We start from the raw sequence: 13,298 nt of genomic DNA, 5'->3' as shown, positions 1-13,298 counted from the left end.
GAACCCGTGGAGCAAGCGGTCAGTAAGCGTCTTCCGGCAAACTGGCAATGATCGAGCGGTAGCTGTTCATCCGTTGCTGCTTGATACGCCCCTCGTCCAGCGCCTTGAGCAGCGCGCAGCCCGGTTCGCGATCATGCTTGCAGTCGCGGAAGCGGCAGGTGCCGAACAGGTCGCGGAACTCGATGAAACCATCCTCCACATCACTGCGGCTGACGTGACCCAGGCCGAACTCGCGGATGCCCGGTGAGTCGATCAGGTCGCCACCATTGGGGAAGTGGTACAGCCGCGCGGTGGTGGTGGTGTGGGTACCCTGGCCAGACCATTCCGACAGGTCGCCGACACGGGTGCCGGCCTCCGGCAGCAGGCTGTTGACCAGCGACGACTTGCCCACCCCCGACTGGCCGACGAACACGCTGATGTGGCCGTCGAGCATCTGCTGCAGGCGTTGCATGCCGTCACCGTGATGTGCCGAGACCTCGAGCAGCGGGTAGCCGAGCTCGCGGTAAACCTCCAGCAGCGCATGCAGGCCCGGGCCGTTCTCTTCGTTGATCAGGTCGGCCTTGTTCAGCAGCAGCAGCGGGCGAATGCCAGCGTGCTCCGCGGCCACCAGGTAACGGTCGATCAGGTTGGGGTGCGGTTCGGGCGCGGGGGCAAAGACGATCACGATCAGGTCGACGTTGGCCGCCACCGGCTTCAGCTGGCCGTGGTTGTTAGGCCGGCACAGCTCGGTGCTGCGCGGCATCTGCGCGACGATCACGCCAATTCCCTGGTTGCCCGCCCGCCATACCACGCGGTCGCCGGTAACCAGCGCCGGCAGGTTGGCGCGCAAGTGGCAACGGAACACCTGGCCCGCGGCTTCGCCGTCCTGGGCTTCCACTTCTACCTGCACACCGAAGTGCGCAATCACCAGGCCCAACTGCTCTGGCCCAAGGTCGCCACCCTCCAGTTCCTGCAGCACGTGCTGTTCGCGTTTGGCCGCACGCGCGGCGCGCTCGTTCTGGATTTTTTCGATGCGCCAGTTCTGGCGGCGATTGAGCTGGCGTTTGGCCATGAAGGTTCCGTGCGTGGGGGCAGGTTGAAAACGGCAGGCAGTTTAGCACGCCAGGCGCCGGACCATTTGGCTTACCTTCGCACCGTGAATGGGCGTGCCTTGGCCACTACGCTACTATGACGGCCTATACGAGGAGCCCCCGCATGCAAAACCCACAGAACCTGATCTGGATCGACCTGGAAATGACCGGCCTGGATCCGGACAGCGACGTCATCATCGAGATGGCCACCATCGTCACCGACAGCGAACTGAACACCCTGGCCGAAGGGCCGGTGATCGCCATCCACCACAGTGACGAAGTGCTGGCGCGCATGGACGAGTGGAACACCCGCACCCATGGCGCTTCGGGCCTGACCCAGCGCGTTCGCGAGAGCAAGGTCGACATGGCCGAAGCCGAGGCGCAGACCATTGCCTTCCTCGAGCAGTGGGTACCGAAAGGCAAGTCGCCGATCTGCGGCAACAGCATCTGCCAGGACCGCCGCTTCCTCTACCGGCACATGCGCAACCTGGAAAACTACTTCCACTACCGCAACCTGGATGTCTCGACCCTGAAGGAGCTGGCTGCACGCTGGGCACCTGATGTGCGTGATAGCTTCAAGAAGGGCAACACCCACCTGGCGCTGGACGACATCCGCGAATCGATCGCCGAACTGCGCCACTATCGCGAGCACTTCATCAAGGTGTGAGCCGAAAAGGCGCAGATATTGTATCTGCGCCCTCTTTTGGTGCCATGGGCAACTGGTTAGACTGCGCGCCTTTCTCGCACGCCCGCACGGACCCCGCACCATGTTGTTGATGCTCTACCTCATCGCCATCACCGCCGAAGCCATGACCGGCGCATTGTCTGCAGGCCGCCGCGGCATGGACTGGTTCGGCGTGGTGCTGATTGCCTGCGTCACTGCCCTGGGTGGCGGCTCGGTGCGTGACGTGCTTCTCGGGCATTACCCGCTGACCTGGGTGAAGCATCCTGAATATCTGGTGCTGACCAGCTGTGCGGCGCTGCTGACCATTTTCATCGCGCCGATGATGCGCCGCCTGCGCTCGCTGTTCCTGGTGCTCGATGCCCTGGGGCTGGTGGCCTTTACCCTGATCGGCTGCATGACCGCGCTGGAGATGGGGCAGGGCATGCTGGTGGCGTCGATCAGCGGGGTGATCACCGGGGTATTCGGCGGGATCTTGCGGGATATCTTCTGCAACGATATTCCCTTGGTGTTCCGCCGCGAGCTGTACGCCAGCGTGTCGTTTGCCGCGGCGTGGTTCTACCTGGGGTGCGTGTATTTCAAGGTGCCGGCGGAGCAGGCGATGCTGCTGACCTTGTTTGGCGGGTTCCTGGTGCGGCTGCTGGCGATTCGGTTCCATTGGGAAATGCCCAAGTTCCACTACAACGACCAGCAGTAGCTTTGACATGCGCCCCCTGTGGGAGCGGGTTCACCCGCGAACACGGGCGCAGCCCGTGCCATCCACCGCGGTGGCTTCTTCGCGGGTAAACCCGCTCCCACAGGGGGCTACGAAATGCCGTGCTGCGCCAGCGCCCACTCCACATGCTCCCTCACCAGCTCCGAGGCATCCTCGCGCCGCGCCTTCAGCGCTTCGATCACCGGGATTGTCGATGGCGCATTGCCAAGCCCCACCGCCAGGTTGCGCAACCAGCGCTCATACCCGGCCCGGCGCAATGGCCCGCCTTCGGTCTTGCGCAGGAAGGTCCTTTCATCCCACAGGAACATCTCCGCCAACTCGGCATTCTCCAGCCCGTGCCGTGGCTGGAAATCCTGCTCTTGGCTGTGCCTGGCAAAGCGGTTCCACGGGCAGACGATCTGGCAGTCATCGCAACCGAACACCCGGTTGCCCATCTTCGAACGCAACTCGACGGGGATCGGCCCCCGCAGTTCGATGGTCAGGTAGGAGATGCAGCGCCGAGCATCCAGTACGTACGGCCCGACGAAGGCCTGGGTCGGGCAGATGTCCAGGCAGGCCTGGCAGCGCCCGCAATGTTCGCTGGTGGTGGCTTCGTCCACCGGCAGCGGCAGGTCGACGAACAGCTCGGCGAGGAAGAAATAACTGCCCGCCTTGCGGTTGAGCAGCAGGGTGTTCTTGCCGATCCAGCCCAGCCCGGCCTGCTCGGCCAGGGCCTTTTCCAGCACCGGAGCGCTGTCGACGAAGGCGCGGTAGCCGAACGGGCCGATGGCTTCCTGAATGCGATCGGCCAGGAACTGCACGCGCTTGCGCACCAGCTTGTGGTAATCCCGGCCCAGGGCGTAGCGCGATACGTAGGCTTTTTCGGGCTGTGCCAGGCGCTGCGCCATCTGTGTGTCGCCCGGCAGGTAATCCATGCGCAGCGATACCACGCGTACCGTGCCAGGGATCAGTTGCTCTGGGTGTGCACGCTTGCTGCCGTGGGCATCCAGGTAATCCATCTCGCCCTGGTAGCCGGCGTCGAGCCAGCGCTGCAGGTGGTGTTCGTGTTCGCCAAGGTCTACCCCGGCGATGCCAACATGGGCAAAACCGAGTTCTTGGCCCCAAATCTTGATGGATTGGGCCAGTTGGGCGAGGTCAGGCGTACAGACGGACATGGATGGGCAAGGCAATACGGGCTCAGGTGCGTATAATTCTGCCAGACATTGGAGCCTTTGACCCCATGCCGCAGACCAAACACCCCAGCCATACCCCTCAATTGCTCAGCAGCGTGACTGTCTCGCATCTGCCGGCACGTCATGCGCATGCCCACAAAGGCGACTTCGGCCATGTACTGGTGGTCGGTGGCGACCTTGGTACCGGCGGCGCTGTGCTGCTCAGTGCCGAAGCCGCCCTGCGCTGTGGCGCGGGGCTGGTCAGTGTGGCGACCCGGCCCGAACACGTGACTGCCAGCCTGGCGCGCCTGCCGGAGGTCATGTGCCTGGGCGCCAGTTCGGCCAACCAGCTGATGGGCGTGCTGGAGCGCGCTTCGGTGCTGGTGGTCGGTCCAGGCCTGGGTCAGGCGGCCTGGGGTCGCAGCCTGCTGTCGGCGGTGGCCAATGCCGAACGCCCACAGGTGTGGGACGCCGATGCCCTGAACTTGCTGGCGCGCACCCCGCTGGCCCTGCCCAGTGGCAGCATCCTTACCCCGCACCCAGGGGAGGCAGCGCGGCTGCTGGGCATTTCCACCGAGGCTGTACAGGCGGATCGCCCGGGCGCTGCACGCAAGTTGGCGCGGCGTTACAACAGCGTCTGCGTGCTCAAGGGGGCTGGCACTCTGGTAGCCGACCCGGCCGGGCAACTGCTGTTGTGCGAACGTGGCCACCCGGCCATGGCCGGTGCCGGCCTGGGCGATGTGCTGACCGGCGTGCTGGCGGCGCTGTTGGCCCAAGGCCTGGATGCCTGGCACGCCGCGGGGCTGGGGGTATGGCTGCACGCCTGTGCCGGCGAGCGTCTGGGCGTAAAAGGTAGAGGCCTGGCTGCCAGCGATCTGGCGCCGGTCATTCGTGAGTTGTTGGAGGAGCATTCTGCGTGTCTGGCTTAAACCTGTTTCTGGCCGATGAAGCGGCCACGGTCAAATTCGGCGCACAACTGGCCGAGGTGACCGGCGGTCACGGCGTGATTTTTCTGGAAGGTGACCTGGGCGCGGGCAAAACCACGCTGTCGCGTGGCCTGATTCGTGGCCTGGGCCATACTGGTGCAGTGAAAAGTCCGACCTTCACCGTAGTCGAGCCTTACGAGATCGGTGAGGTGCGGGCGTTCCATTTCGACCTGTATCGCCTGGTCGATCCGGAAGAGCTGGAGTTCATGGGCATTCGTGACTATTTCGAGGGCGACCCGCTGTGCCTGTTCGAGTGGCCACAAAAGGGTGCGGGCGTTTTGCCAAAGCCCGACCTGACCATTACCATAAGCCCCCAAGCGGGCGGACGCTCGCTGAACCTTTCGCCGCAGGGGGCTCGCGGCGAGGCCTGGTGCGTGGCACTGGCCGAACACTATAAACAGTAAGTGGGGTAGGTATGCGCATACGCGCACTGGTCGCCATCGTTGGGCTGCTGCTGACAACGGTGACCGTTGACGCTCTGGCCGTCACTCAAGTCAAGAGCATGCGCCTGTGGCGCGCGCCGGACAACACGCGGCTGGTCTTCGACCTGTCTGGCCCCGTGCAGCATAGCGTCTTCACCCTGAGCGCACCTGATCGCCTGGTTATCGACATCAATGGCGCGACCTTGGCCGCGCCACTGAACGTGGCTACCTCCAATACGCCGATCAGCAGCGTGCGTTCGGCCCAGCGCACACCGACCGATCTGCGTGTGGTGGTCGACCTGAAAAAGTCGGTCACCCCAAAAAGCTTCACCCTGGCGCCCAATGCCCAGTACGGCAACCGCCTGGTGGTCGACCTGTACGACCAGGAGGCTGACGCCATCGCGGCCAGCGCGCCGACTCCGGCCCCGACTCCGGCACCAACGCCTGCAACCACGCCAGCAGTACCGGTGACCCCGGCTCAGCCTGCCATCAAGCTGCCGCCGGTTCCCAACGGCAAGCGTGACATCGTGGTTGCCATCGACGCCGGTCACGGCGGCGAAGACCCGGGGGCATCCGGCTCGCGTGGCCAGCATGAAAAAGACATCGTGCTGCAGATCGCCAAGGAACTGCAGCGCCAGATCAACAGCGAAAAAGGCTTCCGGGCCGAGCTGACCCGTACCGGCGACTACTTCATCCCACTGCGCAAGCGCACGGAAATCGCCCGCAAGAAGGGCGCCGACCTGTTCATCTCGATCCACGCCGACGCCGCGCCGTCCCGCGCCGCCTTTGGCGCCTCGGTGTTCGCCCTGTCCGACCGCGGCGCTACCTCCGAGACTGCGCGCTGGCTGGCCGACACGGAAAACCGTTCCGACCTGATCGGTGGTGCCGGTAACGTCAGCCTCGACGACAAGGACCGTATGCTGGCCGGCGTGCTGCTCGACTTGTCGATGACCGCCACGCTCAGCTCCAGCCTCAATGTCGGGCAGAAGGTGCTGGGCAACATGGGCCGCATTACCTCCCTGCACAAGCAGCGGGTGGAACAGGCCGGTTTCATGGTGCTGAAGTCGCCGGATATCCCGTCGATCCTCGTTGAAACCGGGTTCATCTCGAACAACAACGAAGCCGCCAAGCTGGCCACCGCCAGCCATCAGCAGGCCCTGGCCCGTTCGATCCATACCGGTGTGCGCCAGTATTTCCAGCAGAACCCGCCGCCGGGCACCTACATCGCCTGGCTGCGCGACACCGGCAAGATCGCCGCTGGCCCGCGTGAGCACACGGTGCGCCCAGGAGAGACCCTGGCGATGCTTGCCGTTCGCTACCAGGTCAGCGTCACCAGCCTGCGCAGCACCAACAGCCTCAAGACCGATGAGCTGAAGGTCGGCCAGCGCCTCGATATCCCTGCTACCACGTTGGCCTCGCAATGAGTGGCGGTTCGCGCATCCAGCTGCTCAGCCCGCGGCTGGCCAACCAGATTGCCGCCGGCGAGGTTGTCGAGCGGCCGGCCTCTGTCGCCAAAGAGTTGCTGGAGAACAGCCTGGACTCCGGCGCCCGGCGTATCGACGTGGAAGTTGAGCAGGGCGGCGTCAAGCTGCTGCGAGTGCGAGACGATGGCAGCGGCATCTCCGCCGACGACCTGCCGCTGGCCCTGGCCCGTCACGCCACCAGCAAGATCCGTGAGTTGGAGGACCTGGAAGGGGTCTTGAGCCTGGGCTTTCGTGGTGAGGCCCTGGCCTCGATCAGCTCGGTGGCGCGCCTGACCCTGACCTCGCGTACCGCCAGCGCTACCGAGGCCTGGCAGGTGGAAACCGAAGGCCGGGACATGACACCGCGGGTGCAGCCGGCGGCGCATCCGGTGGGTACTTCGGTGGAAGTGCGCGACCTGTTCTTCAATACCCCGGCCCGGCGCAAGTTCCTCAAGGCCGAGAAAACCGAATTCGATCACCTGCAGGAAGTGATACGGCGCCTGGCGCTGGCGCGCTTCGATGTCGGCTTCCACCTGCGCCACAACGGCAAGAGCATCCTCAGCCTGCATGAGGCCCACGATGAAACCGCCCGTGCGCGGCGGGTGGGCGCCATCTGCGGCCCGGGCTTCATGGAGCAGGCGCTGCCGATCGACGTGGAACGCAACGGCCTGCGCCTTTGGGGCTGGGTCGGCCTGCCGACGTTCTCGCGCAGCCAGGCAGACCTGCAGTATTTCTTCGTCAACGGCCGTGCGGTGCGCGACAAGCTGGTCGCCCACGCCGTGCGCCAGGCCTACCGCGACGTGCTGTTCAATGGTCGGCACCCGACTTTTGTGCTGTTCCTGGAGTTGGAGCCCAACGGCGTCGACGTCAACGTGCACCCGACCAAGCACGAAGTGCGTTTCCGCGAGGGGCGCTCGGTTCACGACTTCTTGTATGGCACCCTGCATCGCGCCCTGGCCGATGTGCGCCCTGAAGACCAGTTGGCGGCGCCAGCTGCCGTACCCGAAGTGGTCCGCGCCACGGGCCAGCAGGCCGGTGAGTTCGGCCCCCAGGGCGAAATGCGCCTGGCCTCGCCGGTGCTCGAGCAGCCGCGTGGCCCGCAGCAGTCATTCTCCAGCGGTGGTAGTGGTGCGGGTTACCAGTATCAGTACACGCCGCGCCCCTCGCAGCCGCTGCCGGCCGCCGAGGCACAGGCGGTGTATCGCGAGTTCTACAAACCGCTGGATGACGGCGCGGTGCCGACGACGCTGCCTGAAAGCCAGGGCGATATTCCACCGCTGGGCTACGCGTTGGCGCAGCTCAAGGGTATCTACATCCTGGCCGAGAATGCCATTGGCCTGGTGCTGGTAGACATGCACGCCGCTCACGAGCGCATCATGTACGAGCGCCTCAAGGTGGCCATGGCCAGCGAAGGCCTCAGCGGCCAGCCGCTGCTGGTGCCCGAGACCCTGGCCCTGAGCCAGCGTGAAGCAGACTGCGCCGAAGAGCACGCGCAGTGGTTCCAACGGCTGGGTTTCGAACTGCAGCGTCTGGGCCCCGAGACCTTGGCTATCCGCCGGATCCCGGCTTTGCTCAAGCAGGCTGAGGCCAACCGCCTGGTGCAGGATGTACTCGCCGACCTGATGGAATACGGCACCAGCGACCGTATCCAGGCGCACCTCAACGAGCTGCTCGGTACCATGGCCTGTCACGGTGCCGTGCGCGCCAACCGGCGCCTGGCGATCCCCGAGATGAACGCCCTGCTGCGTGACATGGAAAACACCGAGCGCAGCGGCCAGTGCAACCATGGTCGCCCCACCTGGACCCAGATGGGCCTGGACGACCTGGACAAACTCTTCCTGCGCGGTCGATGAAATGAGCGGCAAGCCCCCTGCAATATTCCTGATGGGCCCGACGGCGGCCGGCAAGACCGACCTGGCCATCGAGCTGACCAAAGTACTGCCGTGCGAGCTGATCAGCGTCGATTCGGCGCTGGTCTACCGCGGCATGGACATCGGTTCGGCCAAGCCCTCCAAAGAAATCCTCGCCGCCCACCCGCACCGGCTGATCGACATTCGCGACCCGGCCGAAAGCTATTCGGCTGCGCAGTTCCGTGCCGATGCCCTGGAAGCCATGGCCGAGATCACCGCACGCGGCAAGATCCCGTTGCTGGTGGGCGGCACCATGCTCTATTACAAGGCGTTGATCGATGGCCTGGCCGATATGCCGGCGGCCGATGCCGCGGTGCGTGCCGAGCTGGAAGCCCAGGCCGAAGCGCTGGGGCTGGCCGAGTTGCACCGCCAGTTGGCCGAGGTTGACCCTGAGTCGGCGGCGCGTATCCACCCCAACGACCCGCAGCGATTGATCAGGGCGTTGGAGGTTTACCGGGTGAGTGGCGAGAGCATGACGGCACATCGACAGCGTCAATTCGCGGAAAGTCGCGGCGCAGACGCAGGCGCTGGCGGACATTTGCCCTATACTGTCGCGAGTTTGGCGATTGCTCCTACAGATCGTCACATTTTGCATCAGCGAATTGCGTTACGATTTTCACAGATGCTGGAACAGGGCTTCGTCGACGAGGTCCGATCGCTGCGAGCCAGAAGTGACTTGCACGCCGGGCTGCCGTCTATACGGGCAGTGGGGTATCGGCAGGTCTGGGATTACCTGGACGGCAAGCTGACTGAGAATGAGATGCGTGAACGCGGTATCATTGCCACCAGGCAGCTGGCCAAGCGGCAGTTCACCTGGTTGCGTGGCTGGCCTGAAGTACACTGGCTTGACAGCCTGGCCTGCGACAATCTGTCCCGCACCTTGAAATACCTTGGGGCCATCTCCATATTGAGCTGAGTCCCTGCTGATTGCCGTCTATTCTTGCGAAGGGGCGGCCTAATTTATCGATTTTCTTGATTTTCTATTATTTATCCTTACAGGAGTGCGGCATATGTCAAAAGGGCATTCGCTACAAGACCCTTACTTGAACACCTTGAGAAAAGAAAAGGTCCCGGTATCCATCTATCTGGTCAACGGCATCAAACTGCAGGGTTCGATCGAGTCCTTCGACCAGTTCGTGGTACTGCTGAAGAACACCGTCAGCCAGATGGTCTACAAGCACGCCATCTCGACCGTGGTTCCTGCCCGTCCGGTTCGTCTGCCAAGCCCGTCCGATTCCGAACATGGCGACAGCGAGCCAGGCAACGCCTGATAGGAGCCTGCATTGTTCTTTGAGCGCCACGGTGGTGGTGAGCGGGCGTTGCTCGTTCACTTGGAAGGTCAGAACCCTGAGGCGCGCGAAGACCCGCAGGAGTTTCAGGAACTGGCATTGTCGGCCGGTGCCGACATCGTCTCGCTGGTCACGGTGGCAAGGCATCAGCCTTCCGCCAAATACCTGATTGGCAGTGGCAAGGTCGAAGAGTTGCACGACCTGGTCCATGCCGAACAGGTAGACCTGGTGATTTTCAATCACACCCTCACGCCCAGTCAGGAGCGCAACCTCGAGCGTGTGTTCGAGTGTCGTGTGCTCGACCGTACCGGGCTGATCCTCGATATCTTCGCCCAACGGGCGCGCACCCATGAAGGCAAGCTGCAGGTCGAACTGGCCCAGCTCGAGCACATGAGCACGCGGCTGGTGCGCGGCTGGACCCACCTTGAGCGACAGAAGGGTGGTATCGGCCTGCGCGGCCCGGGTGAAACCCAGCTGGAAACCGACCGCCGCCTGTTGCGGGTGCGCATTCGCCAGATCAAGTCACGCCTGGAGAAGGTGCGCAGCCAGCGCGAGCAGGCACGCCGCGGGCGCAAGCGTGCGGACATTCCGTCGGTATCGCTGGTGGGTTATACCAACGCCGGCAAGTCCACGCTGTTCAACGCCCTGACAGAATCCGAGGTGTATGCCGCGGACCAGCTGTTCGCCACCCTCGACCCGACCCTGCGCCGGCTCGAACTGACCGACCTGGGGCCGATCGTGCTGGCCGACACCGTGGGCTTCATTCGCCACCTGCCGCACAAGCTGGTCGAGGCATTTCGGGCTACGCTCGAAGAGTCGAGCAACTCCGACTTGTTGCTGCATGTGATCGACGCCCATGAGCCGGAGCGCATGGAGCAGATCGAGCAGGTGCTGGCGGTGTTGGGCGAGATTGGCGCCGAAGGGTTGCCGATCCTCGAGGTGTATAACAAACTCGACTTGCTCGAAGATGTCGAGCCGCAGATCCAGCGCAATGCCGATGGCAAGCCGGAACGGGTCTGGGTATCGGCACGCGATGGGCGTGGCCTGGAGTTGGTCGGCCAGGCGATTGCCGAGTTGCTGGGGGATGATCTGTTTGTCGGTACCCTGTGTCTGGAGCAGCGTTTTGCCCGCTTGCGCGCGCAATTCTTTGCCTTGGGTGCCGTGCAGAGTGAAGAGCATGATGAAGAAGGGCGCAGCCTGCTGAGCGTGCGACTGCCCATGGTCGAACTGAATCGCCTGGTCAGCCGCGAAGGCATGGAGCCGCAAGTGTTTGTCGAGCAACACACTTTGCAATAAATGCTCGTCGAGGTCGCCGGGCAGCAGTGACAGGCATTCTGTAGCATTGGACGGCGCGCCGTGGGCGCGTCTTTGCTTTATCAGATGGAGAGCGCTATGGCTTGGAACGAGCCGGGTGGCAACTCGAACAATCAGGATCCCTGGGGCGGTCGCCGGAATGGCGGTGGCGGCGGTGGTGACAAGAAAGGTCCACCGGACCTGGACGAGGCCTTCCGCAAATTGCAGGACAGCCTGAACGGCATGTTCGGCAGTGGCAAGAAACGTGGCGGCGGTGGCCGCAATGTCGGCAAGGGCGGTGGCCTGGGCCTGCTGGGCATCGGCCTGGCGGTGCTGGCTGCTATCTGGCTGTACAGCGCCGTGTACGTGGTGGACGAGCAGGAGCAGGCCGTGGTGCTGCGCTTCGGCAAGTACTATGAGACGGTCGGCCCCGGCCTGAACATCTACTTCCCGCCGATCGATCGCAAGTACATGGAGAACGTCACGCGCGAGCGTGCCTATACCAAGCAGGGCCAGATGCTGACCGAAGACGAGAACATCGTCGAGGTACCGCTGACCGTCCAGTACAAGATCAGCAACCTGCAGGACTTCGTGCTCAACGTCGACCAGCCTGAGGTCAGCCTGCAGCACGCGACCGAGAGTGCCCTGCGCCATGTGGTGGGCTCCACCTCGATGGACCAGGTGCTGACCGAAGGTCGTGAGCAGATGGCCGTGGATATCCGCGAGCGCCTGCAGCGTTTCCTCGACACCTACCGTACCGGTATCACTGTCACCCAGGTCAACGTACAGAGCGCGGCTGCCCCGCGTGAAGTGCAGGAAGCCTTCGACGACGTGATCCGAGCCCGTGAAGACGAGCAGCGTGCCCGCAACCAGGCCGAGTCCTACGCCAATGGCGTGGTACCGGAAGCCCGTGGTCAGGCCCAGCGCATCATCGAGGACGCCAACGGTTACCGCGACGAAGTCATTGCCCGCGCCAAGGGTGAGGCCGACCGCTTCACCAAGCTGGTCGCCGAGTACCGCAAGGCACCTGACGTGACCCGTCAGCGCCTGTACCTGGAGACCATGCAAGAGGTCTACAGCAATTCGAGCAAGGTTATGGTGGCAACCAAGGACGGGCAGAACAACCTGCTCTACCTGCCGCTGGACAAGATGGTCGAAGGCAGCCGCAACCCGTCCGCGCCGACCACCAGCGTGTCGCCATCGGTCAACGATGCGGCCGCCCGTGCGGCGCAGGACCTGCAACAGCAACAGCAGCCGCTGCGCACTAGGGAGAGCCGCTGATGAGCAACAGATCGCTGATCGCCCTGATCGCCGCCGTGGTCCTGGCCATCGTGGCCTGGAACAGCTTCTACATCGTGTCCCAGACCGAGCGTGCGGTATTGCTGCGCTTCGGTAAGGTAGTCCAGGCGGATGTACAGCCGGGCATGCACGTGAAGATTCCGTACGTGAACCAGGTGCGCAAGTTCGACGCCCGCCTGATGACCCTCGACGCCCCGACCCAGCGGTTCCTGACTCTGGAGAAGAAAGCGGTGATGGTCGACGCCTACGCCAAGTGGCGCGTCAAGGACGCCGAACGTTTCTACACCGCCACATCCGGCATGAAACAGATCGCCGACGAGCGTCTGTCGCGTCGTCTGGAAAGCGGCCTGCGTGACCAGTTCGGTAAACGTACCCTGCATGAAGTGGTTTCCGGTGAACGTGACGCGCTGATGGCTGACATCACTGCTTCGCTGAACCGCATGGCCGCCAAGGAGCTGGGTATCGAGGTGGTCGACGTGCGCGTCAAGGCCATCGACCTGCCGAAGGAAGTTAACCGCAGCGTGTTCGACCGCATGAGCACCGAGCGTGAACGTGAAGCCCGTGAGCACCGCGCCAAGGGTAACGAGCTGGCTGAAGGTATCCGTGCCGATGCCGATCGTCAGCGCCGCGTACTGCTGGCTGAGGCCTATCGCGAAGCAGAGGAAACCCGCGGTGACGGCGACGCCCAGGCGGCCGCCATCTACGCCAAGGCCTACACCCAGGACGCTGATTTCTATGCGTTCTACCGTAGTCTGCAGGCGTACCGCGAGAGCTTCTCGAGCAAGAGCGACGTGCTGGTCCTGGATCCGAAGAACGAGTTCTTCCGCTTCCTGGACAAGAGCAGGCCGTGATGCTCAGGCCCTGATTTTCATGCGGCGGCGCCCCGCCTGGCAGCTAAAACGCCAGGCGGGGTGCATCCTGAATGAAAAGGGGTGTATGATGAGGCAGCCGGGAAATTTCCCGGCTTTTTTGCGTCTGCAAGGTTGATTGGCAAACCGCCAGTTGGCGGATTGGTCAG

The 13,298-nt window shown here is 63.7% G+C and carries 13 protein-coding genes; 11 read left to right on the top strand and 2 right to left on the bottom strand.

Annotated features, from left to right (window positions below; translation table 11 throughout):
• Window positions 1–19: 19 nt before the first annotated feature.
• Window positions 20–1,051 (bottom strand): small ribosomal subunit biogenesis GTPase RsgA, encoded by a 1,032-nt coding sequence (rsgA, locus tag KDB76_RS25950; protein ID WP_013974444.1) that lies wholly within the window; start codon window positions 1,049–1,051, stop codon window positions 20–22.
• Window positions 1,052–1,194: 143 nt separating this feature from the next.
• Here rsgA and orn point away from each other — a divergent pair, with 143 nt between their 5' ends.
• Together orn and KDB76_RS25940 are read left to right on the top strand one after the other, a co-directional pair.
• Complete coding sequence (orn, locus tag KDB76_RS25945) at window positions 1,195–1,737, top strand: oligoribonuclease (RefSeq protein WP_013974443.1); 543 nt, start codon at window positions 1,195–1,197, stop codon at window positions 1,735–1,737.
• Window positions 1,738–1,837: 100 nt separating this feature from the next.
• A complete protein-coding gene (locus KDB76_RS25940) occupies window positions 1,838–2,449 on the top strand; it encodes a trimeric intracellular cation channel family protein (RefSeq protein ID WP_013974442.1) in 612 nt (203 codons plus the stop codon).
• 107 nt (window positions 2,450–2,556) lie between these two features.
• Here the strand turns inward: KDB76_RS25940 and queG are convergent, their stop codons facing one another.
• Complete coding sequence (queG, locus tag KDB76_RS25935) at window positions 2,557–3,621, bottom strand: tRNA epoxyqueuosine(34) reductase QueG (protein ID WP_013974441.1); 1,065 nt, start codon at window positions 3,619–3,621, stop codon at window positions 2,557–2,559.
• 65 nt (window positions 3,622–3,686) lie between these two features.
• On the opposite strand from queG, the gene KDB76_RS25930 reads away from it, so the two are divergent.
• The 9 genes from KDB76_RS25930 to hflC all read left to right on the top strand — a co-directional run bounded on the left by KDB76_RS25930 (window position 3,687) and on the right by hflC (window position 13,131).
• Window positions 3,687–4,547: an NAD(P)H-hydrate dehydratase gene (locus KDB76_RS25930; protein WP_024087813.1), complete on the top strand. Its 861-nt coding sequence runs from the start codon at window positions 3,687–3,689 to the stop codon at window positions 4,545–4,547.
• Window positions 4,535–5,008: a tRNA (adenosine(37)-N6)-threonylcarbamoyltransferase complex ATPase subunit type 1 TsaE gene (gene tsaE / locus KDB76_RS25925; protein WP_013974439.1), complete on the top strand. Its 474-nt coding sequence runs from the start codon at window positions 4,535–4,537 to the stop codon at window positions 5,006–5,008. Before KDB76_RS25930 ends, tsaE begins: the two co-directional genes overlap by 13 nt.
• Before the next feature lie 11 nt (window positions 5,009–5,019).
• The gene (locus KDB76_RS25920; RefSeq protein WP_013974438.1) at window positions 5,020–6,450 is read left to right on the top strand and encodes an N-acetylmuramoyl-L-alanine amidase; all 1,431 of its coding nucleotides are present in this window, start codon (window positions 5,020–5,022) and stop codon (window positions 6,448–6,450) included.
• On the top strand, window positions 6,447–8,342 hold the full coding sequence (gene mutL, locus KDB76_RS25915) for a DNA mismatch repair endonuclease MutL (protein WP_038410172.1): 1,896 nt from the start codon (window positions 6,447–6,449) through the stop codon (window positions 8,340–8,342). The genes KDB76_RS25920 and mutL overlap by 4 nt, the downstream gene beginning before the upstream one ends.
• A gap of 1 nt (window position 8,343) precedes the next feature.
• The gene (miaA, locus tag KDB76_RS25910) at window positions 8,344–9,315 is read left to right on the top strand and encodes a tRNA (adenosine(37)-N6)-dimethylallyltransferase MiaA (RefSeq protein WP_013974436.1); all 972 of its coding nucleotides are present in this window, start codon (window positions 8,344–8,346) and stop codon (window positions 9,313–9,315) included.
• A 94-nt stretch (window positions 9,316–9,409) separates the two neighbouring features.
• Window positions 9,410–9,670, top strand: a complete 261-nt coding sequence (gene hfq, locus KDB76_RS25905) for an RNA chaperone Hfq (RefSeq protein ID WP_003258160.1) — start codon at window positions 9,410–9,412, stop codon at window positions 9,668–9,670.
• A 12-nt stretch (window positions 9,671–9,682) separates the two neighbouring features.
• Window positions 9,683–10,984, top strand: a complete 1,302-nt coding sequence (hflX, locus tag KDB76_RS25900) for a ribosome rescue GTPase HflX (protein WP_023663497.1) — start codon at window positions 9,683–9,685, stop codon at window positions 10,982–10,984.
• 96 nt (window positions 10,985–11,080) lie between these two features.
• Complete coding sequence (gene hflK, locus KDB76_RS25895) at window positions 11,081–12,262, top strand: FtsH protease activity modulator HflK (protein WP_024087812.1); 1,182 nt, start codon at window positions 11,081–11,083, stop codon at window positions 12,260–12,262.
• On the top strand, window positions 12,262–13,131 hold the full coding sequence (hflC, locus tag KDB76_RS25890) for a protease modulator HflC (protein WP_013974432.1): 870 nt from the start codon (window positions 12,262–12,264) through the stop codon (window positions 13,129–13,131). The genes hflK and hflC overlap by 1 nt, the downstream gene beginning before the upstream one ends.
• The last annotated feature ends 167 nt before the right edge of the window (window positions 13,132–13,298 follow it).

Origin of the sequence: Pseudomonas sp. JS425, assembly GCF_018223845.1 — a bacterium.
GTDB lineage: Bacteria > Pseudomonadota > Gammaproteobacteria > Pseudomonadales > Pseudomonadaceae > Aquipseudomonas > Aquipseudomonas asiatica.
Note: the sequence above shows the minus strand (reverse complement) of the source record. Positions and strands in the feature narration are given on the sequence as shown.